Below are 23,339 nucleotides of genomic sequence, written 5' to 3'. Positions count from 1 at the left end.
GGGGAAACGCCCGGTTACATTTCGAACCCGGAAGCTAAGCCTTACAGCGCCGATGGTACTGCAGGGGGGACCCTGTGGGAGAGTAGGACGCCGCCGAACTCCTTTTAGAGCTCTGGCTCTTGGGCACGCAGCCCGAGAGCCAGAGCTTTTTTGCGTTGAGGTAAGGTCAGTGAGCATCATTGGCTCGTTTCCCCCAGGAGGCCCCCGCGTGGAGGTCCAGGAGACCCGCGTGCAGACCGACCGGGTCCTCACCATCCCGAACATCCTCAGCATGGCGCGCCTGCTCGGCGTGCCCTTGTTCCTGTGGCTCATCCTGCGGCCCGAGTTCGGCGGTCCGCAGAGCGACGGCTGGGCGCTGTTGGTGCTGGCCCTGAGCGGGGTCAGCGACTACCTGGACGGAAAACTCGCGCGGCGTTGGAACCAGATCAGCAGCCTGGGCCGGCTGCTGGACCCGGCGGCCGACCGGCTCTATATCCTCTCCACCCTGGTGGGTCTCACCTGGCGCGAGATTCTCCCGCTCTGGTTGACCCTTGTACTGCTTGCCCGTGAAGCGATGCTGCTGGTCATGGTGGGGATCCTCCGGCGCCACGGCTATCCGCCGCCGCAGGTGAACTTCCTGGGCAAGGCCGCCACGTTCAACCTCATGTACGCCTTCCCCTTGCTTCTGCTGAGCGACGGAAGCGGATGGATCGCGTCACTCGCCGCTGTTTTCGGATGGGCGTTCGCAGGATGGGGTACAACCCTGTACTGGTGGGCAGGTGTTCTCTATGTGGTGCAGGTCCGCCGGCTGGTACGCGCGGACATCGCAGCCGATTGAACTCGCTGATTCCGCGGTCCCGGTGGCCGGATGGCCCCCGCTGGAAAAGTGCGGGACCCTGGACGGGTGAAGTCGGCTAAACCGTCGTCTCTCAGAGGAGGAAGCTTCCGACATGAAGGCCGTCGTGATGGCTGGAGGCGAAGGCACGCGCCTTCGTCCCATGACCTCGAGCATGCCCAAGCCGCTCCTGCCGGTGGTCAACCGGCCGATCATGGAGCATGTGCTCAGGTTGCTCAAAAGGCATGGGCTCAATGAGACCGTCGTGACCGTCCAGTTCCTGGCCTCACTGGTCAAGAACTACTTCGGTGACGGCGAGGAGCTCGGCATGGAGCTCACCTATGCCAACGAGGAGAAGCCACTCGGTACCGCCGGAAGCGTCAAGAACGCCGAGGAGGCACTGAAGGACGACGCCTTCCTCGTTATTTCCGGCGATGCCCTGACCGACTTCGACCTCACCGACCTGATCAATTTCCACAAGGAAAAGGGTGCGCTCGTCACGGTGTGCCTGACGCGTGTGCCCAACCCGCTGGAATTCGGTATCACCATCGTCGACGAAGAGGGCAAGGTCGAGCGCTTCCTGGAGAAGCCGACGTGGGGCCAGGTCTTCTCGGACACCGTGAACACCGGGATCTACGTGATGGAGCCCGAGGTCTTCGACTACGTCGACCCCGATGTGCCCGTGGACTGGTCCGGTGACGTCTTCCCCCAGCTGATGAAGGAAGGCAAGCCCATCTACGGCTACGTCGCCGAGGGCTACTGGGAGGACGTCGGTACCCACGAGAGTTATGTGAAGGCCCAGGCCGACGTTCTGGAGCGCAAGGTCGACGTCGACATCGACGGCTTCGAGATCTCGCCCGGGGTCTGGGTCGCCGAGGGCGCCGAGGTCCATCCCGACGCCGTGCTGCGCGGGCCCCTGTACGTGGGCGACTACGCCAAGGTCGAGGCCGGCGCCGAAATCCGGGAACACACGGTCGTCGGGTCCAACGTCGTCGTCAAGAGCGGCGCCTTCCTGCACAAGGCCGTCGTGGCCGACAACGTCTATGTCGGGCCGCACAGCAACCTGCGGGGCTGCGTGGTGGGGAAGAACACCGACATCATGCGGGCCGCGCGGATCGAGGACGGCGCGGTCATCGGCGACGAGTGCCTGGTCGGCGAAGAATCGATCATCCAGGGCAATGTGCGGGTCTACCCGTTCAAGACCATCGAGGCCGGTGCCTTCGTCAACACCTCGGTGATCTGGGAATCCCGGGGACAGGCGCATCTCTTCGGCGCCCGCGGGGTTTCCGGCATCCTGAACGTCGAGATCACCCCGGAGCTCGCCGTGCGGCTGGCCGGGGCGTACGCGACGACCCTGAAGAAGGGCTCGACCGTCACCACGGCCCGGGACCACTCCCGTGGCGCGCGTGCGCTGAAGCGGGCGGTGATCTCCGCGCTGCAGGCCAGCGCCATCGACGTACGCGACCTGGAGAACGTACCGCTGCCCGTGGCACGGCAGCAGACCGCGCGGGGCAGTGCCGGCGGGATCATGATCCGGACCACCCTGGGGGTGCCGGACTCCGTCGACATCATGTTCTTCGACGGCCAGGGCGCCGACCTGTCCCAGGGCAGCCAGCGGAAGCTGGACCGGGTGTTCGCGCGGCAGGAGTACCGGCGGGCGTTCCCCGGCGAGATCGGGGACCTGCACTTCCCGTCCAGCGTGTTCGACTCGTACACCGGGTCCCTGCTGCGCAACGTCGACATCACCGGCATCGCCGAGTCCGGGCTCAAGGTGGTCGTGGACGCGTCCAACGGAAGCGCGGGGCTGGTGCTGCCGAGCCTGCTCGGGAAGCTGGGCGTCGACTCGCTGACCATCAACCCAGGCCTCGACGAGGCCAGGCCCACCGAGTCCGCCGACATGCGGCGGTCCGGTCTGGTACGCCTCGGGGAGATCGTGGCGTCCTCGCGGGCCGCCTTCGGTGTGCGGTTCGACCCGGTCGGTGAGCGGCTCTCGCTCGTCGACGAGAAGGGCCGCATCATTGAGGACGACCGGGCGCTGCTGGTGATGCTCGACCTGATCGCGGCCGAGCGGCGCAGCGGCCGGGTCGCACTCCCGGTGACGACGACGAGAATCGCCGAGCAGGTCGCCGCCTACCACGGCACACAGGTCGAGTGGACGACCACCTCTCCGGACGACCTGACCCGGGTCGGCGGCGAGGAGGGTGCGATCTTCGGAGGCGACGGCAAGGGCGGCTTCATCGTCCCCGAGTTCAGCAGCGTCTACGACGGCACGGCGGCCTTCGTGCGGCTGATCGGTCTGGTCGCGCGCACCCAGCTCACGCTGAGCCAGATCGACGCGCGGATCCCGCGGGCCCACGTCCTCAAGCGTGATCTGGCCACGCCGTGGGCCGTCAAGGGCCTCGTGATGCGGAGGGTCGTCGAGGCGGCCGGAGACCGGTTCGTGGACACCACGGACGGGGTGCGGGTGGTCGAGGCCGACGGACGCTGGGTGATGGTCCTGCCCGACCCGGCGGAAGCGGTTACGCACCTGTGGGCCGAGGGCCCCGACGACGCCTCCGCGCAGGCGCTGCTGGACGAGTGGGCAGCGGTGGTGGACAGCGCCGGCCGCTGAAAACGCGCCGCACGCGTGCGTGCCGGACAAGTGTCCCCAAGGGGGCCTGTCCGGCACGCCGGTGGGCCCGTTCGGAGGTAGTGGCGGTGGCGTGCGACGATGTGCGGCATGCCGCAGCCACCCCCCGTTCGGAGCACATCCACGCGGCCCGCGCGTCCGGACGCGTCCATGTCCTTGCTCACCAACGTCATGGACCACAGCCTCGACGACGGATACGCCGAGGCCGCCGCGCGGAAGAAGGCCGACGGCAGCGGCGGCATGCCCAAGACACTGCGCGCCAAGCTGGGCCTGGCGGCCGGTCTGGTCCTCGCAGCCCTGGTCGTGACGGTCGGCGCGGCCCAGGCCCGGGTCGCCGCTCCCGTCGTCGCGAAGGAGCGTCAAGAGCTGGTCGACCGCATAGAGGCGGAGACCTCGGCGGCCGACAAGCTCGAGAAGAGCGTCGACGAACTGCGCGACGACGTGAACACCCGCCGACGCGAGGCGCTGGAGAAGAGCGGCGACGGCGACCGGTCCGACCTGGTGGGCATGCTGTCGGGCGCGGTGGAAGTGCACGGCCCCGGCGTGAAGCTCGTGGTGGACGACGCCAAGGACGTCGGCACGGGCGCCGACGGGCAGCCGCGCGGCACCTCCGGGTTCTCCGACACGGGCCGGGTGCGGGACCGGGACATGCAGCGCGTGGTCAACGGGTTGTGGGAGTCCGGCGCCGAGGCGATCTCCATCAACGGTCAGCGTCTGACGGCACTGTCGGCGATCAGGGCCGCCGGTGACGCGATACTGGTCGACAACAGGCCGCTGGTGCCGCCGTACACGGTGCTCGCGGTGGGGGACGGCGAGCGGCTCAGCAGGGGGTTCCAGGACAGTGCCGACGGGCTGTACCTGCATGCGCTGCAGGAGAGCTACGGCATCCGGACCGCCATCTCCGTCGCGGACGACCTCAAGCTGCCGGCCGCACCGAGTGTGATCGTACGTACAGCACAGCCGATAACCGAGAAGGGCACATCGTGATCGCCGTACTGGGCCTCGTCGTGGGAGTCGTGGCCGGATTGCTGGTCCGGCCCGAGGTGCCGGCGGCCGTGGAGCCGTATCTGCCGATCGCCGTCGTGGCGGCGCTGGACGCCGTCTTCGGCGGTCTGCGGGCCATGCTCGACGGCATCTTCGACGACAAGGTCTTCGTGGTGTCGTTCCTGTCCAACGTGGTCGTGGCCGCGTTGATCGTGTTCCTGGGCGACAAGTTGGGCGTCGGTGCCCAGCTGTCCACCGGTGTCGTGGTGGTCCTCGGCATCCGCATCTTCTCCAACGCCGCGGCGATCCGACGCCACGTCTTCAGGGCGTGAGGCCGATGAGCGACCACGAGGAGCACCACGCGCACCGGCTGCGCAAGGAGCTGCCCGCCGAGGTGCCGCCCTCGCGGACCGCGGGGGACGGCCCGGCGGACGGCATCCGGGAGGGCGCGCGGCCGGAGCGGAACGGACTGACCGGCCGGCAGCGGCTGCTGAAGGGGCTGTGGCCGCCGCGCCTGACGCGGGCGCAACTCATCGTCGCCCTGCTCCTGTTCGGGCTGGGATTCGGCCTCGCGGTGCAGGTGGCGTCCAACAGTGACAGCGACGGCGCGCTGCGTGGCGCCCGCCAGGAGGATCTGGTCCGCATCCTCGATGAACTGGACGACCGTACTCAGCGTCTTGAAGACGAGAAACAGGGTCTCGAGAAGCAGCGCGACGAGCTGGAGAACAGCTCCGACCAGGCGGAGGAGGCCCGCAAGCAGACGCTCGAGAAGGAGCGGCAACTGGGCATCCTCGCGGGCACCGTGACCGCGCAGGGGCCCGGGATCACGGTGACCATCGGGGACACGAAAGGGACGGTCGAGGCGGACATGCTGCTCGACGCCATCCAGGAACTGCGCGCGGCGGGTGCGGAGGCGATCCAGGTGAACGGCGTACGGGTCGTCGCCGGCACGTACCTGGCGGACACCGACAAGTCCGTCAGTGTCGACGGGAACAAGATCAACGCGCCCTATCGTTTCCAGGTCATCGGCAAGCCGCAGGACCTCGAACCGGCTCTCAACATTCCTGGAGGAGTGGTGCAGACTCTGGAGAAGGAACAGGCCACCGTTACTGTGGAGCGGTCGAGCAAGATCGTCGTGGACGCCTTGCGAGCGGCGGAGCGGCCTGACTACGCTCGGTCGTCCTCCCAGTGAACCGACGGTGCATGGGGGGCGTCCGGCGAGGGCATGAGGTTGCGGGGGGTCGGCGCACCGATTGGGTGGTGCGTGGTGGAAACTGTCTGGCGGAGACGGACGTTGTGAAGGTGTCCGGGTCGGCCAGTGCGTTCAGTAAGGGTTCGTCCTGCCCCACGGGCGGGTCTGTTTCGGTCAAGGGGAATCGCCCGTGAAGTTGTTTGCGAAGTTGTTCGGCAAGAGCGCGCGAGAGGGCAGCGGCGACAACGCGACCGCCCGTCATCGCGCACAGCCCGACGCGGAGGGCCGACGCCCGATGTACCGGGACCAGGTGGGTGGTCCGGGCGCGCCGTCTGTTGACCCTGCTCAGTCCGGCGGCATAGGTTTCGGCCAGCCCTCGGCCCCGGGTACGGGTGGAGGGTTCCACCCCGACCCGTACGCGTCGAACGCCCCGGCGGGGCAGCCGCGGCAGGAGGATCCGTCCATGTCGGCCCTGGTGTGTACGAGGTGCGGCAACCGCAACGCGGAGAACAGCCGCTTCTGCTCCAACTGCGGCGCTCCGCTGCGGGCCGGTGCGGTCCCGGAGCGCGCCTCCGAGACGACCTCCACGATCTCCATCTCCGGCCTGGAGGCGTACGACGCCGAGGTCACCGGCCAGACGGCGATCCCGGCGCTCTCCCCCGAGGCGCAGGCGGCCGTCGACGCGCTGCCGCTGGGCTCCGCGCTGCTGGTCGTGCGCCGCGGTCCGAACTCGGGCAGCCGCTTCCTGCTGGACGGCGAGCTGACCACCGCCGGTCGCCATCCGCAGAGCGACATCTTCCTGGACGACGTGACGGTCTCGCGCCGGCACGTGGAGTTCCGCCGCAGCCCCGACGGGTCGTTCACGGTCGCCGACGTCGGCAGCCTGAACGGTACGTACGTCAACCGGGAGCGCATCGACCAGGTCGCCCTGTCCAACGGTGACGAGGTGCAGATCGGCAAGTACCGGCTGGTGTTCTACGCGAGCCAGCGGGGTTACTGACCCGCCCCCGGGCCCCCGCCCGGGGAACCTCCAGGGAAGGTCCATGCTTCAAACACCGAGCGGCGGTGCCGGGCAAGGCGCCGCCGCCACGGACAGTGGGCTGATGAGCATCGGCGCAGTGCTGACCGCGCTGCGTGACGAGTTCCCCGACATCACCATCTCCAAGATCCGTTTCCTGGAGTCGGAGGGCCTCGTCGAGCCGCGGCGGACCCCGGCCGGGTACCGCAAGTTCAGCGTGCACGACGTCGAGCGCCTCGGCGAGGTGCTGCGCATGCAGCGGGACCACTATCTGCCGCTCAAAGTGATCCGCGAGCACTTGGACGCCGTGGAGCGCGGCGAGGCCGTCGCCCTGCCGCGGGTCGGCCGGCAGCGGGACGGGGAAGCCGGACCGGAGCCGGCCGAGAGCCCGACGGTGGCGCGGATCGGGCGGGACGAGCTGCTGGCCACGGCCGGGATCGACGAGCAGGAGCTGAAGGAGTGGGAGTCGTACGGGCTCCTCACCCCGCTGCCCGACGGGGCGTACGACGCCGAGGCGGTCACCGTGGCGTCGCTGGTGGTGCAGCTGGGGCGGTTCGGGATCGAGCCTCGGCACCTGCGGGTGATGAAGGCCGCCGCCGACCGGGAGGCCGGGCTCGTGGACCAGGTGGTGGCCCCGCTGAAGCGGCACCGCAACCCGCAGACCAGGGCACACGCGGAAGCCCGTACCAAGGAGCTGGCAGGGCTGGCGGTGAAGCTGCACGCCGCGTTGGTGCAGACCGCGCTCGGCGTGCGGCTGCCCTGAAACGGGCGGGACCGCCGATCCGGACCACCCGCCGGGTCCCGGCCCGCACGACCCACCCGGCGCCGGTCCGGATCACCACCCGATCCGGACCCGGATCGCCCACCCGATCCCGGCCCGACTACCCAAACGTCCCGGGCACGGCCTAGGGTTGCTGTGTGAACGAGCTCGATGTCGTAGGTGTCCGGGTCGAGATGCCCTCCAACCAGCCGATCGTGCTGCTGCGCGAAGTGGGCGGCGACCGCTACCTTCCCATCTGGATCGGACCGGGGGAGGCGACGGCGATCGCCTTCGCCCAGCAGGGCATGGCTCCCGCGCGGCCGCTGACGCACGACCTGTTCAAGGACGTGCTGGAAGCCGTCGGCCAGGAGCTCACGGAAGTGCGCATCACCGACCTGCGTGATGGGGTCTTCTACGCCGAGCTGGTCTTCGCGAGCGGGGTCGAGGTCAGTGCCAGGCCGTCCGACGCCATAGCGCTGGCCCTGCGCACCGGTACGCCGATCTACGGCAGCGACACGGTCCTCGACGACGCCGGCATCGCCATTCCGGACGAGCAGGAGGACGAGGTGGAGAAGTTCCGCGAGTTCCTCGACCAGATCTCGCCCGAGGACTTCGGGACCAGCAACCAGTGAGACGCGGCCCCGTTCGCGCACATCCGGCTAGCCTTTCCCGGGACAAGGCACGGGAAACCACTCGTAGGGTGATTATCACTCGGCGTGCCGAGTGTGGCGATCGTTGACGCACCCTTGGTGACTGCCTACCTTCGAGGAGGCAGGTCAAGGACGGAGGTCGGCGTGAGAATCAGCGGCGACGGTACGGTTGGGGGTGGCCCCGGGCACGGTCTCGGGGCAGGCGGTCCGTACCCGCCCCCGGGCTCCAGGTTCGGCGCGAGCACGGGCCACGCCCAGCACGGTGGCGCGGCCGATCCCGGTCCGCGGCGACCGGCAGCCGTGCCGACCAGCGGAGGGGCGACGTCCATGGCGTCCGAGCAGATCGGCTATCGCGGCCCGACGGCCTGCGCGGCCGCCGGCATCACCTACCGGCAACTCGACTACTGGGCCCGCACGGGCCTCGTCGAGCCCAGCGTGCGGCCCGCGCACGGCTCCGGAACGCAGCGCCTGTACAGCTTCCGCGATGTGGTCGTGCTGAAGATCGTCAAGCGCTTCCTCGACACCGGTGTGTCCCTGCAGAACATCCGCACCACCGTCCAGCACCTGCGGGAGCGCGGTTTCCGCGACCTGGAGCGGATGACGCTGATGAGCGACGGCGCCACCGTCTACGAGTGCACGTCTCCCGACGAGGTGCACGCGCTGCTCCAGGGGGGCCAGGGCGTCTTCGGGATCGCCGTGGGCGTGGTGTGGCGGGACGTGGAGAGCGCGCTGTCCCAGCTGCACGGCGAGCGGATCGACACGGGGGAGACCCTGGTCGGGCACAATCCGGCCGACGAGCTGGCCCGGCGGCGGAACAACCGGGCGGTCTGAACCGCGCGGCGCCGCGGGTTGCCCCCGCCGGTGACGGCGGGATTGTCAGTGGCGTAGGGCAGCATCGGAGATGTGAGAACCGCGCCCACGATCCTGCATCTCGACATGGATGCCTTCTTCGCCTCGGTGGAGCAGGCGTCCAAGCCGAGCCTGCGCGGGAAGGCCGTGGTGGTGGGCGGCCTCGGGCCGCGCGGCGTGGTCGCCACCTGCTCCTACGAGGCGCGGGTGTTCGGGGTGCACTCCGCGATGCCGATGGGACAGGCCCGACGGCTCGCGCCGCATGCCGCCTACCTCGTTCCGCGCTTCGAGCTCTACCGGTCGATCAGCGAGCAGGTGATGCGGCTGCTGCGGGAGCTGTCGCCGCTGGTGGAGCCGCTGAGCCTGGACGAGGCCTTCGTGGACCTGGAGGCCGGCGGGGTGGCCCGGGACGCGGAGTCGGCGCGAGGAGCCGGGGAGAAGCTGCGCGCGGACATCCGCACCGTCACCGGCCTCACCGGCTCCGTGGGGCTCGCCGCCTCCAAGATGCTCGCCAAGATCGCCTCGGAGCAGGCCAAGCCCGACGGACTGGTGCTCATCCCGCCGGGGACCGAGCGGGCCATGCTGGAGCCGATGACGGTGCGCACGCTGCCCGGGGTGGGACCGGCCACAGGGGACCATCTGCGGCGGGCCGGCATCACCACGGTCGGCGAGATAGCCGAGGCGGGCGAGGACGAGCTGGTGCGGCTGCTGGGCAAGGCGCACGGCCACGCCCTGTACGCCATGGCGCTGGCCCGGGACGAGCGGCCGGTGGTGGCCGAGCGGGAGACCAAGTCGGTGTCCGTCGAGGACACCTACGACGTGGACATCCACGACCGGGTCCGGGTCGGCGTCGAGGTGGGGCGGCTGGCGGACCGCTGTGTGCGGCGGCTGCGCGCCTCCGGCCTGTCCGGGCGGACCATCGTGCTCAAGGTGCGCAGATACGACTTCTCCACGCTCACCCGCTCCGAGACCCTGCGCGGACCCACCGACGACCCCGCGGTGGTGCGCGAGGCGGCGGCCAGACTGCTGGACTCGGTGGACACCACGGGCGGTGTGCGGCTGCTCGGGGTGGGCGTCAGCGGACTCGCCGACTACACGCAGGAGGACCTGTTCGCCCAGGCGGCGGGGGGCCGGGCGGAAGAGCCGGCCGAGGAGACCGAGGCGGAGCCCGCCGAGGAGCACAGACCCTCGCCCGTGGAGCGCCGGTGGCCGGCGGGACACGACGTGCGGCACACGGAGCTGGGGCACGGCTGGGTGCAGGGCAGCGGTCTCGGACGGGTCACCGTGCGGTTCGAGACGCCGTACTCGCGGGTCGGGCGGGTGCGGACCTTCCCGGTGGACGACCCGGAGCTGTCCCCCACGGATCCGCTGCCGCTGGTCGCGGAACCGGAGGGCGGGGCGGCTCAGCCCTCGTCGTTGCCCTTGCCCTTGCCCGCCAGCTTGCCGAAGTCGTGGTCCGGAGGCGGGGGAGCGGCCGCCACGTCCAAGCCGTAGTGGTGGTAGAGCTGGAGTTCCTGCTCGGGCGAGAGGTGGCGGCCCACGCCGAAGTCGGGCGCCTCCTTGATCAGCGCCCGGTCGAAGGGCACCCGCAGGGCCCCGTCGATCAGCTCGCTGGGCTCCAGCGGGACGAAGGCGTCCCGACTGAAGAGACCGGTTCGTATCGCCGCCCACTCGGGGACGCCGGTGGCATCGTCGAGGTAGACCTCGTCCACGGTGCCGATCCTGGTGCCGTCGCGGTCGAACGCCTTGCGGCCGATCAGGTTCCGCGGATCGATGTCAGTACGCACGGGGCCCTCCACTTGATCGCACCACTGGGCCGCACTGGGGTCGCACACCAGCCGCCTAATCATCCGTAAGTACTACAAAAGAGCACAAGTGGCCGGTCGGCCACTCGAAGTCCGTGCGGCAGGCTCGCTGGTACGCTGGCAAACGGCTGCTGACCCCGCGCGGGAGAGTCCTCCGGACACCATCGGAGGCGCCGAAGGAGCAAATCCTCCCCGGAATCTCTCAGGCTCACGTACCGCACGGACGAGGTCACTCTGGAAAGCAGGGCGGGTGTCGACGGCTTCCGCTCTCACCGACGGTGAAAGCCGGGAGAGCCCCAGGGCTCGCCCGGTGAAGCTCTCAGGTTGAGATGACAGAGGGGGAGGCCGTCCGGGTACCCGCGCCGTGGTGCCCCTCGAAGGTCGTCAGACCAGGAGGCCTCCGCAATGACCGCCCACCGCACTCCGCTCTCCGAACTCGAACAGGCCATGCCTTTCGAGCAGCGCCACATCGGCCCCGACCACGAGGCCAGGGCCAAGATGCTCGCGCAGGTCGGTTACGGTTCGCTCGACGAACTGACGACCGCCGCGGTGCCGGATGTGATCAAGAACGTCGACCGGCTGGACCTGCCGGGCGCGCGCTCCGAGGCCGAGGTGCTGGCCGAGCTGCGTTCCCTGGCCGACCGCAACCAGGTCCTCGGCTCCATGATCGGCCTCGGCTACCACGGCACGTTCACCCCGCCGGTGATCCTGCGCAACGTCATGGAGAACCCGTCCTGGTACACGGCGTACACGCCGTACCAGCCGGAGATCTCCCAGGGGCGCCTCGAAGCCCTGCTGAACTTCCAGACGATGGTCGCCGAGCTGACCGGCCTGCCCACCTCCGGTGCCTCGCTGCTCGACGAGGGCACCGCCGCCGCCGAGGCGATGGCCCTCTCCCGGCGCATGGGCAAGAACAAGAAGGGCCTGTTCCTGGTCGACGCGGACGCCCTGCCGCAGACCGTCGCCGTGATACAGACCCGTGCCGAACCGACCGGTGTCGAGGTCGTCGTCGCCGACCTCAGCGAGGGCATTCCGGCCGAGGTCGCCGAGCGGGAGATCAACGGCGTCCTGATCCAGTACCCGGGGGCCTCCGGTGCCGTCCGCGACATCAAGCCGGTGATCGACCGGGCGCACGAGCTCGGCGCGCTCGTCACCGTCGCCGCCGACCTGCTCGCCCTCACGCTGCTCACCTCGCCCGGCGAGCTGGGCGCGGACATCGCCGTCGGCACCACGCAGCGCTTCGGCGTGCCGATGGGCTTCGGCGGACCGCACGCCGGCTACATGGCCGTGCACGAGAAGTTCGCCCGCAGCCTCCCCGGCCGCTTGGTCGGCGTCTCCGTGGACGCCGACGGCAACAAGGCCTACCGCCTGGCCCTGCAGACCCGCGAGCAGCACATCCGCCGCGAGAAGGCCACCAGCAACATCTGCACCGCGCAGGTGCTGCTCGCCGTCATGGCCGGCATGTACGCGGTCTACCACGGTCCCGAGGGCCTGCGGGCCATCGCCCGCCGCACCCACCGGTACGCCACGATCATCGCCGCCGGTCTCGCCGAGGGCGGCGTCGAGATCGTCCACGGCGCCTACTTCGACACCGTCACCGCACGGGTGCCCGGCCGGGCCGACGCGATCGTGCACGCCGCCCGCGAGAACGGCATCAACCTGCGCCTCGTCGACGCCGACCACGTGTCGCTGGCCTGCGACGAGACCACCACCCGCGCGCAGGTCGGCGGCGTGTGGAACGCGTTCGGCGTCGAGGGCGACATCGAGGCGCTGGACGCCGCCACCGAGGAGACGCTGCCCGAGGCGCGGCTGCGCACCGACGACTTCCTGACCCACCCCGTCTTCCACCAGCACCGCTCCGAGACCGCGATGCTGCGCTACCTGCGCCGCCTCGCCGACCGGGACTACGCGCTGGACCGCGGCATGATCCCGCTGGGCTCGTGCACCATGAAGCTCAACGCGACCACCGAGATGGAGCCGGTCACCTGGCCCGAGTTCGGCGCGCTGCACCCCTTCGCACCCGCCGAGCAGGCGCAGGGCTACCTGACCCTCATCCGCGAGCTGGAGGAGCGGCTCGCCGAGGTCACCGGGTACGACAAGGTCTCCCTCCAGCCGAACGCCGGGTCGCAGGGCGAGTTCGCCGGACTGCTCGCCGTCCGCGGCTACCACCGCGCCAACGGCGACGACCAGCGCACCGTCTGCCTCATCCCGTCCTCCGCGCACGGCACCAACGCCGCGAGCGCCGTGATGGCCGGCATGAAGGTCGTCGTGGTCAAGACCGCCGAGGACGGCGAGATCGACGTCGAGGACCTGCGCGCCAAGATCGACAAGCACCGCGACGAGCTGGCCGTGCTGATGATCACGTACCCCTCCACGCACGGTGTCTTCGAGGAGCACGTCGCCGACATCTGCGCCCGGGTGCACGACGCGGGCGGCCAGGTCTACGTGGACGGCGCCAACCTCAACGCCCTGGTCGGTCTCGCCAAGCCGGGCCACTTCGGCGGCGACGTCTCCCACCTGAACCTGCACAAGACCTTCTGCATCCCGCACGGCGGCGGCGGTCCCGGGGTGGGCCCCGTGGCCGTACGGTCGCACCTGGCGCCGTACCTGCCCAACCACCCGCTGCAGCCCGCGGCGGGGCCGCAGACCGGTGTCGGGCCGATCTCGGCGGCGCCGTGGGGCTCGGCCGGGATCCTGCCGATCTCCTGGTCCTACGTCCGGCTGATGGGCGGCGAGGGCCTCAAGCGGGCCACGCAGGTGGCCGTGCTGTCCGCCAACTACATCGCCAAGCGCCTGGAGCCGCACTTCCCGGTGCTCTACACGGGCCCGGGCGGGCTGGTCGCGCACGAGTGCATCATCGACCTGCGTCCGCTGACCAAGGCGACCGGCGTCAGCGTCGACGACGTCGCCAAGCGGCTGATCGACTACGGCTTCCACGCGCCGACGATGTCCTTCCCGGTGGCCGGCACGCTGATGATCGAGCCGACCGAGTCCGAGGACCTGGCCGAGCTGGACCGGTTCTGCGAGGCGATGATCGCCATCCGCGCGGAGATCGAGAAGGTCGGCTCCGGCGTCTGGTCCTCCGACGACAACCCGCTGCGCGCCGCCCCGCACACCGCGGCCGCGCTGGGCGGCGAGTGGGACCACGCGTACACCCGCGAGGAGGCCGTCTTCCCGGCCGGGGTGTCCGCCGCCGACAAGTACTGGCCGCCGGTGCGCCGCATCGACCAGGCCTACGGCGACCGGAACCTGGTCTGCTCCTGCCCGCCGCTGGACGCCTACGAGGACTGAGCGGTCCGTGCCGAAGGCCCCGCCCCCTCGGGCGGGGCCTTCGCCGTGGGCGGCCCCGGCTACGCGGTGGCGAGTGCGACCTCGGTGGACTTGACGAGGGCGATGACGTCGGAACCCACGAAGAGGCCCAGTTCCTCGGCCGCCTCCCTGGTGATCACGGCGGTGAGCTCGGCGTCCTCGATGGCGAGGTGCGCGACCGCCATGACCTGGCCGAGCACGAGCCGGGTGACCGTGCCGGACAGCCGGTTGCGGATCGACAGGCCGTCGGCCCTGCCGGTGGCGAGGGAGATCTCCGTCGACTTCACCAGGGCGCGGACGGCCGCTCCGGGGCTCAGGCCGAGATCGTCGGCGGCCTCCCGGGTGATGGCCGCGGTGAGGTGCCGGCCCCCGGACAGGCGGACCCTGACCGTTGCCATGGCCTCGCCCGGGGTGACGGCGGTGACGGTGCCGGGGAGCTGGTTGCGGATGCTCAGGCTCATGGGGGCACCGTAGCCCGGGCGAGGCGCTATGCCGGGTATGCGTGGGTCTGCGTCGCCTTCACCGCCGCCCACACCGGTGCGCCCGGGTGCAGGCCCAGCTCGGCCGCGGCGACCGTGGTGAGGTCGGCGGCGAGCGCGAGTTCGCCCGTGAGGTCCACACGGATCTGGTCGCCGTGGGACTCCAGGCCCGCGACCTCGCAGCGCCACAGGTTGCGCGCGCTGGAGCCGGCGGGGCGCGCGCCGTACAGGGTCACGGCGCTCGGCGGGAACGCGACGAAGACCGGGCCCGCCAGGTCCTCGGTGGTGGTGATGGCGGGGCCCGTGCCGAGCCGCACGGTGTGGCCCTCGGCCCGTCCCCGGTAGAGGTTCAGGCCGACCAGCTGGGCGATGTAGTCCGTGCGGGGCCGGCGGGCGATGTCGGCGGGCCCGCCCTCCTGGACGACCGCGCCGTCCTCGATGACGACCAGCCGGTCGGCCAGCACCATGGCGTCCAGCGGGTCGTGCGTGACCAGGACGGCGACGGCCTCGAACTCGGCGAGATGGCGGCGCAGCTGGGCCCGCACCTCCAGCCTGGTCCTGGCGTCCAGGGCCGCGAGCGGTTCGTCCAGCAGGAGCAGCCGGGGACCGGTGGCCAGGGCGCGGGCGAGCGCGACGCGCTGGGCCTGGCCGCCGGAGAGGCGGCGCGGTTTGGCATCCGCGTGACCGGCCAGCCCCATGCGGTCCAGCCACGCGGCGGCCCGCGCCCGGGCCTCCGCCTTGCGCGCGCCCCGGCAGCGCGGTCCGAAGGCGACGTTGTCGAGGGCGGTCAGGTGCGGGAAGAGCAGGTAGTCCTGGAAGACGACGCCGACCGGGCGGGACTCCGGCGGCGTACGGTCCAGCTCGGCGCCGTCCAGGCGCAGGTGGCCGCCGCTGAGCGGGACCAGACCGGCGAGCGCGCGCAGGGCGGTGGTCTTGCCCGCGCCGTTGGGTCCGAGCAGGGCCACGACCTCGCCGGGCGCGGCGGTGAGCGCGACGTCCAGGCGGAAGGTGCCGCGGTCCACGACGAGCCGGGCGTCCAGGCCGACCTCGCTCCGAGGGGCTTCGGGGGCGTCCATGGCGGCCTTCCGTTCACCGGTGTCGGTCATGACGCACTCATCCAGCGGTCCCGCAGACCTGCCAGTACGGCGATGGAGACGGCCAGCAGCACCAGGCTGAGGGCGATCGCCGCCGCCGGGTCGTTCTGCAGGGCGAGGTAGACGGCCAGCGGCATGGTCTGGGTCCGACCGGGGAAGTTGCCCGCGAACGTGATCGTCGCCCCGAACTCGCCCAGGGCCCGCGCCCAGGCCAGCACGGCACCCGCCGCGATGCCCGGCGCGATCAGCGGGAGCGTCACCCGGCGGAACGCGGTGAAGCGGGAGGCGCCCAGGGTGGTGGCGGCCTCCTCGTAGCGCGGGTCGGCGGCGCGCAGGGTGCCCTCCACGCTGATGACCAGGAACGGCATCGCCACGAACGTCTCCGCGAGGACGACGCCCGTCGTCGTGAACGGCAGGGTGATCCCGAACCAGGCGTCGAGCCACTGCCCGATGACCCCGTCCCGTCCGAAGGCCAGCAGCAGCGCGACGCCGCCCACCACCGGCGGCAGCACCAGCGGCAGCGTCACCAGCGCACGGACGAACCCACGGCCGGGGAAGTCGGTTCGGGCCAGCAGCCAGGCCAGGGGCACGCCCACCAGCAGGCTCAGCACGGTCGCGGACGTCGCGCACAGCAGCGACAGCCGCAGGGCCTGCCACACCTCGGGGCTCGACAGCTGCTCCGACAGACCGCTCCACGGTGCGCGGATCACGAGGGCGAGCAGGGGCAGCAGCAGGAAGGCCAGGCCGAGCAGGGCGGGCACCAGCAAGGGGAGCGGCACGGTGCGCCCCCGGCGGCGGGAACGGCGCGGTCCACCGGTCCCGGGGTCGGCTCCGGTCGGTGCGGGCTTCGGCGCGGCGGACTCGGTCACGGGGTGCGGAACCCGGCTCCGGTGAGCACCCGCTGCCCCTCGGCGGACTTCACCAGCTCGACGAACGCCCTGGCCGCGTCGGCGTTGGGGGCGTCCTTGAGGAGGGTGATCGGGTAGTCGTTGACCGCCTCGGCCGATTCCGGGAAGTCGACGCCCGTCACCTTCCCGCCGGCGGCCTTCACGTCGGTCCTGTAGACGACCGCGGCGTCCGCCTCCTTCAGCTCGACCTTGGTGAGGGCGGCCTTGACGTCCTGCTCGTAGGAGACCGGGGTGAGTTCGAGGCCGGCGGCCTCCAGGGCCTTCCGGGCCGCCGCGCCGCACGGCACGTTCCGGTCGCACAGCACGACCTTGAGGCCGGACCCGGTGAGGTCCTTCAGGGAGGAGACGTGGTCGGGGTTGCCGGGCAGGGTGGCGATCTCCAGCTGGTTGCGCACGAAGGTGGCGGGGGTGCCGGCCGCGGCACCGGCGTCGGTCACGGTGGCCATCGTCTTCGGACTGGCGGAGGCGAACACGTCAGCGGGGGCACCCCCGATGATGCCGGCGGCCAGGGTGTCGCTGCCGGCGAAGTTGAAGGTGACCTCGGTACCCGGGTGCCGCTTCTCGAAGGTCTCGCCGAGGGTCGTGAAGCTCTCCTTGAGCGAGGCGGCGGCGAAGACGGTGACCTGGCCGGAGAGCTTTGCGGAGGACGACGAGGCGGCGGAGTCCGTACCCGAGTCGGAGTCCGTGTCCGAGGACGACGAGCACGCGCTCAGGGCCAGCAGCGCGGCGGCTCCGGCGGCGGCCATCCGCGCGGTTCGGCGGATGCGGTGGATCCTGGGCACGGAACGGGTCATCACGGGCCACTCCCTCGGCGTTCTGGGCAGGTGCCGACCGCTCGGCGGCCGAGTGAACGGTGCCCCCCATTGCGTCGATCATACTTCCGCATCTGCGAGGGGTATGTCTCCTGTCTCATCGCATGAGCAAGCTACGTGTGACAAAAGACTGGCATGTGCGTTCGCACGGTCTCCGGGGTGCCGTCGCGCGTCATCCGGCGGGGCGATCACGTCCTGTCGATATGGACATTCGTCGACTTCACCCGGGCGGTGGCCTCCACGCCGACCTCCAGGCCGAGTTCCTCCACCGCCTCCCTGGTCAGCAGGGAGACGAGCCGGTGCGGACCGGCCTGGATCTCGACCTGGGCGGCGACGTCCCCGAGCTTGATCGCGGTCACGATCCCGGGAAACGCGTTGCGGACCGAGGTGTGCGAGGTCTCCTCGTCGGCGCCGCCGGAACGGGCGAGTTCGACCGAGAACGCGGCCAGGTCGCGTCCGTCGACGACGCGCCGCCCGCCCTCGTCGCGGCGGGTGGTGATCCGGCCCGCGTCGGCCCAGCGGCGCGCGGTGTCCGGGCTGACGCCGAGCAGCCGCGCCGCCTGGCCGATCGTGTAGGACTGCATGCCGGTCACGATAGGCCGCGGGAGCGCGACGTCGGACTCGGGGCCCGCCGACGCCGGGCGCCGGCGGCGACGAGGGTGAGGATCGCGGGAGCGCTCAGTCGGAGGCCGCCGCCCCGGGCGGGGGTGCCGTGCTGGAACGGAGGATCAGGTCCGTGCCCAGTTCGACCCGCGGCGGGTCCGGCCGTTCGTCGCGGGGCTGGCACAGCACGGTACGCGCGGCAGCCCTGCCCATGTCGGCGAGCGGCTGGCGCACGGTCGTCAGGGGCGGGGCCGACCAGCGGACCTCCGGGAGGTCGTCGAAACCGACGACGCTCATGTCCTGCGGCACCCTGAGGCCCCGCCGGCGCAGCGCCTCGATCGCGCCGAGCGCCATCTGGTCGCAGGCCGCGAAGACGGCCGTCGGCGGCTCGGGCCGGCCCAGCAGGGCGCCGCAGGCCGCGAACCCCGATTCGTGGCGGAAGTCGCCGGGGACGATCAGGGACTCGTCCACCGCGATGCCGGCGTCCTCCAGGGCGGCGCGGTAGCCGTCCTGGCGGGCCCGCGAGCACAGCAGCCGCGGCGGCCCGGCGATCAGGCCGATCCTGCGGTGTCCCAGAGCCAGCAGGTGCTCGGTGGCCGCCAGAGCGCCCGACCGGTTGGCGGCGCCGACGGTCGGCACGTCGAGGGCGGGGGAGCCCGCCGGGTCGACGACGACCAGCGGTACGCCGAGGATCCGCAGCTCCTGGTGGAGCACGGGGTCCAGGGCGGAGGTGACGAGAACGACGCCGTCACAGGCCCGGGCCCGCAGATTGCGCGCCCACTGACGGGCGTCGCCCGAGCGTCCGTGGACCGCGGAGACCACGGTGCCGACCCCGGCGGCGTGGGCCACCTCCTCGACCCCGCGGATGATCTCCACGGCCCAGGGGCCGTCCAGGTCGTTGAAGACCAGGTCGATCAGTCCGGCCCGGCGGCCGGGTGCCGCGGCGCGCTTGCGGTACCCGTGCCGGCGCAGCAGTTCCTCCACCCGCGCCCTGGTGCCGGGCGACACGTCCGAGCGGCCGTTCACGACGCGGGACACGGTCGGTACCGAGACGCCCGCGCGGCGGGCGATGTCCGTGATCGTGACCCTGCCTGGGCGGCCGGAGGCCGTTTCGGCCCGGGTTTCGTCCGCCACCACTTTCCCCACCCCCGCCGAGACCGACCGCAATCTCCAGGAGTCTTCCGGAAACGGGGCGCGCGGGGGAAGGCGTTCCGGACCAGGAAACCGGGCCGTCACCCCGTCGGTGAGGGCAGATGACGCGCAGTGACCGTCCCAGGACGCGCGTGGGGGCCGGTGCGCAGCCATGGCTGCGGGCCGGCCCCGAGATGCACCGGGCGCGGTGGCGCCGCCCCGGCGGGTGGTCAGGCGGCTGTCGTCAGGCCCGCGCCGACGGGGCGATGCGGGGCGATGGCCTGACCGTCCGGCAGAAGCTCACCGGTGTCCTCGAAGAGGACGACACCGTTGCACAGCAGGCTCCAGCCCTGCTCCGGGTGGTGCGCCACGAGACGGGCGGACTCCCGGTCGGCGGAGACGGCTGAGGGGCACGGTGGCTGGTGCTGGCACATGAGTGGGGTCTCTCGGTCCGTGGTGATGGGTGTGTTCGTTGTCTGGTCTGTCCCGCGGCGTGAAGCTTCGTTCATGGCCGCCCCCCGTTGTGTGAGTCGTTCCGAACCCAGTGTTGCCCCACGGGCGTCGATCCGCAGGTATTTCGCAGCACCGCTTCTCACAGGTTGATGACGCGTCACCCGCGCGGACGGTTCAGCTCAACAGCACTGTCACTTCGGGTGGTTCGGCATGGCCGGATGGGGCTAGTCCGCGCGGGTGGGCGGGGGAGAGGTGCGGCGGGGCAGGTCAGGCGGGGGAACCCAGCAGGCGCGTCGGCGTCACCCGGTGGGTGAGGACCGGCAGCAGTTCGGCGACCCGGTGCGGCCGGTGCGCCGCGATGCCGGGCGGGGCCGGTGCCAGCGGCACCAGCAGGTCGTTGGCCGCGGGGTGACCGGCGCCGGCGTCCGCGGTGCAGTCGCCGTGCAGCCACAGCGTCAGCATGTACAGCTCGGGAACGGAGAGCAGGCGCGGCTGGTAGGGCTGGGTCACCGACTCGGCCTGCCGCAGCGCGCGCTCGGTCGAGGCGACGTAGGGGCCCTCGAAGAAGTGCGAGAAGGCCCAGCCGTCCGGCGTCAACATCGTCTCCGCCGCCGCCACCACACGCTCCCCGCAGCGGATGTGGAACCGCCACCCGGCCAGCCGCGTGGCCGCCACGCCCTGCGCCGTGACCCGGTCGAGCACGTGCACCGGAAGCGGCAGTTCGGGTGTGGCGGGTCCCTGGGCGCCGAGCAGCGCGGGGGTCCGGGCCTCGCGGACCGCGGTGGGCGAGGAGAGGGCGGTGAGGACGGAGCGCAGGGCGGGCACGGGGGCCTGGGGGACACGCAGGGGCATGAGGGTCGCCTCTCATTCGAAGGCACGGTGGCACGAGGGCGGAGCAGGGCGGACGACGCTGTCGGCTCACAGAGCTGGGGAAGGCAGGGGCCGGGTCCGGGAACCGAGATGCGGGAGAGGCCTGCCGCGCGGCGGCGCGACGGCAGGATCCTTCGACCGTGGGCGCCGATCCGCTGCCTTGTCCGCGGAGTTTATACGACATGTGTTCACACTGTGTTTCGGCTAGCCGATCCGGGTAACCAGTACAAGGTTGAATTCGGCCGCCGATATGCGAGAATTTTCCGGCTTTCGGACCGGGTGTACCGCGATGACCTCCGGGAATGCTCACCGAGCGGTCGGCCAATTGTCGTCGGCGTTTTTCACGAGTTACCGGCCCGGGAAACTGCTCCGCGCGCCATGCCCGGTGAATGTGCCACCGGTCACACCGGCACAGCGTAGCGGCTGCCGGTCCGGTCCGGGGACGTTATCGATCGCTTCGGCTGGGCATCATCCCACCTGACCGGCCACCGGCCAGCGGCGGCCGGATCTTCCACTCATCGCTCCGAGAAGGGACTCTTCCATGGGGGAGAAGGTCGTGGCAGGTCAGTTCGACCTGTCCGATCGCCAGCGCTACCGCGAGAAGCTCCAGCGGTGCCTGACGGGTCTGGAGCGACTTCTGGCGGAGAAGCGGTTCGACCGTCCCAAGAACCTGATGGGGCTGGAGATCGAATTGAATCTCGTCGGTGCCGACGGGATGCCGAAAATGTTGAATGCGCAAGTCCTCGAACGCATCGCGAGCCGTGACTTCCAGACCGAACTCGCCATGTTCAACCTCGAGGTCAACATTGCCCCCCACCGCCTCGGCGGCCGGGTATTCGACCGGCTCGCCGAGGAGATCCGTACGTCCCTGGCATATGCGGACCGCAAGGCGGGCGAGGTGGACGCGGGAATCGCGATGATCGGCATTCTGCCGACGCTGGACCGGGACGACCTGGTCTCGTCCAACCTCTCCGCGGTCGACCGCTACGCCCTGCTCAACGAACAGATCGTGGCCGCCCGCGGCGAGGACTTCACCCTCGACATCGAGGGCATCGAGCGCCTGACCTGCACCTCCAAGTCGATCGCCCCGGAGGCCGCCTGCACCTCGGTGCAACTGCACCTGCAGGTCACCCCGGACCGCTTCGCCGCCGTGTGGAACGCGGCCCAGGCCGTCACCGCCGCGCAGATCGCCCTCGGCGCCAACGCGCCCTTCCTCTTCGGCCGCGAACTGTGGCGGGAGTCCCGGCCCCCGCTGTTCCAGCAGTCCACCGACACCCGCCCGCCCGAACTGCAGGCCCAGGGGGTCAGGCCGCGCACCTGGTTCGGGGAACGGTGGGTGACCTCGGCCTACGACCTGTTCGAGGAGAACCGGCGCTACTTCCCGGCCCTGCTGCCCATCTGCGACGACGAGGACCCGCTGGAGGTCCTCGACGCCGGCGGGGTGCCCTCGCTCTCCGAGCTCGTCCTGCACAACGGCACCGTCTACCGCTGGAACCGCCCCGTCTACGACATCGCCGACGGCGTCCCGCACCTGCGCGTCGAGAACCGCGTGCTGCCCGCCGGCCCCACCGTCACCGACGTCATCGCCAACGCCGCCTTCTACTACGGCGTCGTACGCGCGCTCGCCGAGGAGTCCCGGCCGGTGTGGACCCGGCTGCCGTTCGAGGCCGCCGCCGCCAACTTCGAGGCCGCGTGCCGGCACGGCATCGACGCCCGCTTCGAGTGGCCCCGGCGCGGGCGTCTCGGCGGCACCACCGAGGTCGACGCCGCCGTCCTCGTCCGCGACGAACTGCTGCCGCTCGCCGAGGCGGGCCTGGACGCCTGGGGCGTGGAGCCCGCCGACCGGGACTTCTACCTCGGCGTGATCGAGGAGCGGTGCCGGCGTCGGGTCAACGGCGCCTCGTGGCAGGCGGCCACCTTCCACCGGGCGCTGGAGGCGGGTCTGTCCCGGGAGGCCGCCCTGGCCGCCACGACCCGCCGCTACGTCGAGCTGATGCGGGAGGGCGACCCCGTGCACCTGTGGCCGGTGGGCCTGCCCGAAGCGGTGCCGCTGAGCTGACCGCCGCCGGGACCGCCCCCGCCGCGCGCCGCCCCATACTGATCGGGCAAGCTGTGACGTCCCAGCTGGAGGCAGGTGTGCATGGCGGAGGCGGGCCCGGTGGACGACGCGTTCCCTCAGAAGCGACTCGGTGAACAGCCCTTGACCGAGGAGCGGCTCTCACGGCGGATCCTGCGTGACGAGACGCTGCTCGTGCTCGCGCTGTCGCTCGGCGCGAGCGGTGTCTCCGCCCTCATCAGCTTCGTCGGCTCGCTCACCCGGCCGGGCGGGCTCAAGGACCAGGCGGCGACCCTCAACGCCTCCGCGGCGCCGGGCCGGCCCTGGCTCGACCTGGCCTGGCAGCTCTTCGGGATCACCACGGCACTCGTCCCGGTCGCCCTCGTCGCGCACTTCCTGCTGCGCGAGGGGCACAGCCTGCGCACCCTCGGCTTCGACCGCACCCGCCCGTGGCCGGACCTCGGCCGCGGGGCCGCCGTCGCCGCCGTCATCGGCAGCACCGGCATCGCCTTCTACCTGGCCGCCCGCGGCCTCAGCTTCAACCTCACCGTGGTACCCGAGGCGCTGCCCGACGTGTGGTGGAAGTACCCCGTGCTCATCCTCTCGGCGGTGCAGAACTCCGTCCTGGAGGAGGTCATCGTCGTCGGCTACCTGCTGCGCCGGCTCGACCAGCTCGGCTGGAGCACGGGCGCGTCGCTGGCGGCCAGCTCGGTGCTGCGCGGCTCGTACCACCTCTACCAGGGGATCGGCGGGTTCGTCGGCAACATGGTGATGGGCGTGGTCTTCGTCTACCTGTACCGCCGCTGGGGGCGGGTGGGCCCGCTGGTGGTGGCCCACTCGCTGCTCGACATCGGGGCCTTCGTCGGCTACGGGCTGCTCGCCGGGAAGGTGGACTGGCTGCCCACGGTGTGAGGGTCCCCGCC

At 71.2% G+C, this 23,339-nt stretch carries 22 protein-coding genes, 1 rRNA gene and 1 riboswitch; of the genes, 14 read left to right on the top strand and 9 right to left on the bottom strand.

Annotated elements, in window-relative coordinates; translation table 11 throughout:
* The 11 genes from rrf to IE94_RS0127395 form a co-directional block, all read left to right on the top strand.
* Nucleotides 1–99, top strand: a 5S ribosomal RNA gene (gene rrf, locus IE94_RS37305); the annotation flags it as partial.
* Between the two features lie 109 nt (nucleotides 100–208).
* Nucleotides 209–817: a cardiolipin synthase ClsA gene (clsA, locus tag IE94_RS0127440; RefSeq protein WP_030189421.1), complete on the top strand. Its 609-nt coding sequence runs from the start codon at nucleotides 209–211 to the stop codon at nucleotides 815–817.
* 112 nt (nucleotides 818–929) lie between these two features.
* Complete coding sequence (locus IE94_RS0127435) at nucleotides 930–3,425, top strand: mannose-1-phosphate guanyltransferase (RefSeq protein WP_030189420.1); 2,496 nt, start codon at nucleotides 930–932, stop codon at nucleotides 3,423–3,425.
* Nucleotides 3,426–3,593: 168 nt separating this feature from the next.
* Complete coding sequence (locus IE94_RS0127430) at nucleotides 3,594–4,430, top strand: DUF881 domain-containing protein (protein ID WP_030189419.1); 837 nt, start codon at nucleotides 3,594–3,596, stop codon at nucleotides 4,428–4,430.
* A complete protein-coding gene (locus IE94_RS0127425) occupies nucleotides 4,427–4,759 on the top strand; it encodes a small basic family protein (protein WP_003977440.1) in 333 nt (110 codons plus the stop codon). The genes IE94_RS0127430 and IE94_RS0127425 overlap by 4 nt, the downstream gene beginning before the upstream one ends.
* Nucleotides 4,760–4,764: 5 nt before the next feature.
* Complete coding sequence (locus IE94_RS0127420) at nucleotides 4,765–5,619, top strand: DUF881 domain-containing protein (RefSeq protein ID WP_030189417.1); 855 nt, start codon at nucleotides 4,765–4,767, stop codon at nucleotides 5,617–5,619.
* A gap of 148 nt (nucleotides 5,620–5,767) precedes the next feature.
* A complete protein-coding gene (locus tag IE94_RS0127415; RefSeq protein ID WP_245235323.1) occupies nucleotides 5,768–6,619 on the top strand; it encodes a zinc-ribbon and FHA domain-containing protein in 852 nt (283 codons plus the stop codon).
* Between the two features lie 43 nt (nucleotides 6,620–6,662).
* Nucleotides 6,663–7,400, top strand: a complete 738-nt coding sequence (ftsR, locus tag IE94_RS0127410) for a transcriptional regulator FtsR (RefSeq protein ID WP_030189413.1) — start codon at nucleotides 6,663–6,665, stop codon at nucleotides 7,398–7,400.
* Between the two features lie 155 nt (nucleotides 7,401–7,555).
* Nucleotides 7,556–8,029, top strand: coding sequence for a bifunctional nuclease family protein (locus tag IE94_RS0127405; protein ID WP_030189411.1), 474 nt, complete (start codon nucleotides 7,556–7,558; stop codon nucleotides 8,027–8,029).
* A 162-nt stretch (nucleotides 8,030–8,191) separates the two neighbouring features.
* A complete protein-coding gene (locus IE94_RS0127400; protein WP_209441088.1) occupies nucleotides 8,192–8,878 on the top strand; it encodes a MerR family transcriptional regulator in 687 nt (228 codons plus the stop codon).
* 72 nt (nucleotides 8,879–8,950) lie between these two features.
* Nucleotides 8,951–10,390, top strand: coding sequence for a DNA polymerase IV (locus IE94_RS0127395; protein WP_030189407.1), 1,440 nt, complete (start codon nucleotides 8,951–8,953; stop codon nucleotides 10,388–10,390).
* Here the strand turns inward: IE94_RS0127395 and IE94_RS0127390 are convergent.
* Complete coding sequence (locus IE94_RS0127390; RefSeq protein ID WP_209441087.1) at nucleotides 10,300–10,683, bottom strand: PRC-barrel domain-containing protein; 384 nt, start codon at nucleotides 10,681–10,683, stop codon at nucleotides 10,300–10,302. The two genes, IE94_RS0127395 and IE94_RS0127390, sit on opposite strands and share 91 nt — an antisense overlap.
* Before the next feature lie 150 nt (nucleotides 10,684–10,833).
* Nucleotides 10,834–10,929: riboswitch (glycine riboswitch) on the top strand.
* Between the two features lie 177 nt (nucleotides 10,930–11,106).
* Between IE94_RS0127390 and gcvP the strand changes: the two genes are divergently transcribed.
* Nucleotides 11,107–13,992, top strand: coding sequence for an aminomethyl-transferring glycine dehydrogenase (gene gcvP / locus IE94_RS0127385; protein ID WP_030189402.1), 2,886 nt, complete (start codon nucleotides 11,107–11,109; stop codon nucleotides 13,990–13,992).
* A 59-nt stretch (nucleotides 13,993–14,051) separates the two neighbouring features.
* On the opposite strand, the gene IE94_RS0127380 is transcribed toward gcvP, so the two are convergent.
* The 8 genes from IE94_RS0127380 to IE94_RS0127345 form a co-directional block, all read right to left on the bottom strand.
* Nucleotides 14,052–14,471: a TOBE domain-containing protein gene (locus tag IE94_RS0127380; protein ID WP_030189400.1), complete on the bottom strand. Its 420-nt coding sequence runs from the start codon at nucleotides 14,469–14,471 to the stop codon at nucleotides 14,052–14,054.
* Nucleotides 14,472–14,497: 26 nt separating this feature from the next.
* The gene (locus IE94_RS0127375) at nucleotides 14,498–15,595 is read right to left on the bottom strand and encodes an ABC transporter ATP-binding protein (RefSeq protein ID WP_030189398.1); all 1,098 of its coding nucleotides are present in this window, start codon (nucleotides 15,593–15,595) and stop codon (nucleotides 14,498–14,500) included.
* Entirely contained in the window at nucleotides 15,592–16,452 is an 861-nt protein-coding gene (locus IE94_RS0127370; RefSeq protein ID WP_030189395.1) for an ABC transporter permease, read from the bottom strand. Before IE94_RS0127370 ends, IE94_RS0127375 begins: the two co-directional genes overlap by 4 nt.
* The gene (gene modA, locus IE94_RS0127365) at nucleotides 16,449–17,285 is read right to left on the bottom strand and encodes a molybdate ABC transporter substrate-binding protein (protein WP_106978037.1); all 837 of its coding nucleotides are present in this window, start codon (nucleotides 17,283–17,285) and stop codon (nucleotides 16,449–16,451) included. Before modA ends, IE94_RS0127370 begins: the two co-directional genes overlap by 4 nt.
* 206 nt (nucleotides 17,286–17,491) lie before the next feature.
* Nucleotides 17,492–17,887: a TOBE domain-containing protein gene (locus IE94_RS0127360; protein WP_030189391.1), complete on the bottom strand. Its 396-nt coding sequence runs from the start codon at nucleotides 17,885–17,887 to the stop codon at nucleotides 17,492–17,494.
* Between the two features lie 94 nt (nucleotides 17,888–17,981).
* Nucleotides 17,982–19,043 carry a LacI family DNA-binding transcriptional regulator gene (locus IE94_RS0127355; RefSeq protein ID WP_051777702.1) on the bottom strand — a complete coding sequence of 354 codons (1,062 nt, stop codon included), beginning with the start codon at nucleotides 19,041–19,043 and terminating at the stop codon, nucleotides 17,982–17,984.
* A 224-nt stretch (nucleotides 19,044–19,267) separates the two neighbouring features.
* Nucleotides 19,268–19,471: a DUF5999 family protein gene (locus IE94_RS0127350; protein WP_030189388.1), complete on the bottom strand. Its 204-nt coding sequence runs from the start codon at nucleotides 19,469–19,471 to the stop codon at nucleotides 19,268–19,270.
* A 286-nt stretch (nucleotides 19,472–19,757) separates the two neighbouring features.
* Nucleotides 19,758–20,342 (bottom strand): hypothetical protein, encoded by a 585-nt coding sequence (locus IE94_RS0127345; protein WP_030189386.1) that lies wholly within the window; start codon nucleotides 20,340–20,342, stop codon nucleotides 19,758–19,760.
* 559 nt (nucleotides 20,343–20,901) lie between these two features.
* On the opposite strand from IE94_RS0127345, the gene IE94_RS0127340 reads away from it, so the two are divergent.
* Complete coding sequence (locus IE94_RS0127340; RefSeq protein WP_030189384.1) at nucleotides 20,902–22,419, top strand: glutamate-cysteine ligase family protein; 1,518 nt, start codon at nucleotides 20,902–20,904, stop codon at nucleotides 22,417–22,419.
* A gap of 81 nt (nucleotides 22,420–22,500) precedes the next feature.
* Nucleotides 22,501–23,328: a CPBP family intramembrane glutamic endopeptidase gene (locus tag IE94_RS0127335; protein ID WP_030189382.1), complete on the top strand. Its 828-nt coding sequence runs from the start codon at nucleotides 22,501–22,503 to the stop codon at nucleotides 23,326–23,328.
* The last annotated feature ends 11 nt before the right edge of the window (nucleotides 23,329–23,339 follow it).

Origin of the sequence: Streptomyces violaceorubidus, assembly GCF_000717995.1 — a bacterium.
Lineage (GTDB): Bacteria > Actinomycetota > Actinomycetes > Streptomycetales > Streptomycetaceae > Streptomyces > Streptomyces violaceorubidus.
Note: the sequence above shows the minus strand (reverse complement) of the source record. Positions and strands in the feature narration are given on the sequence as shown.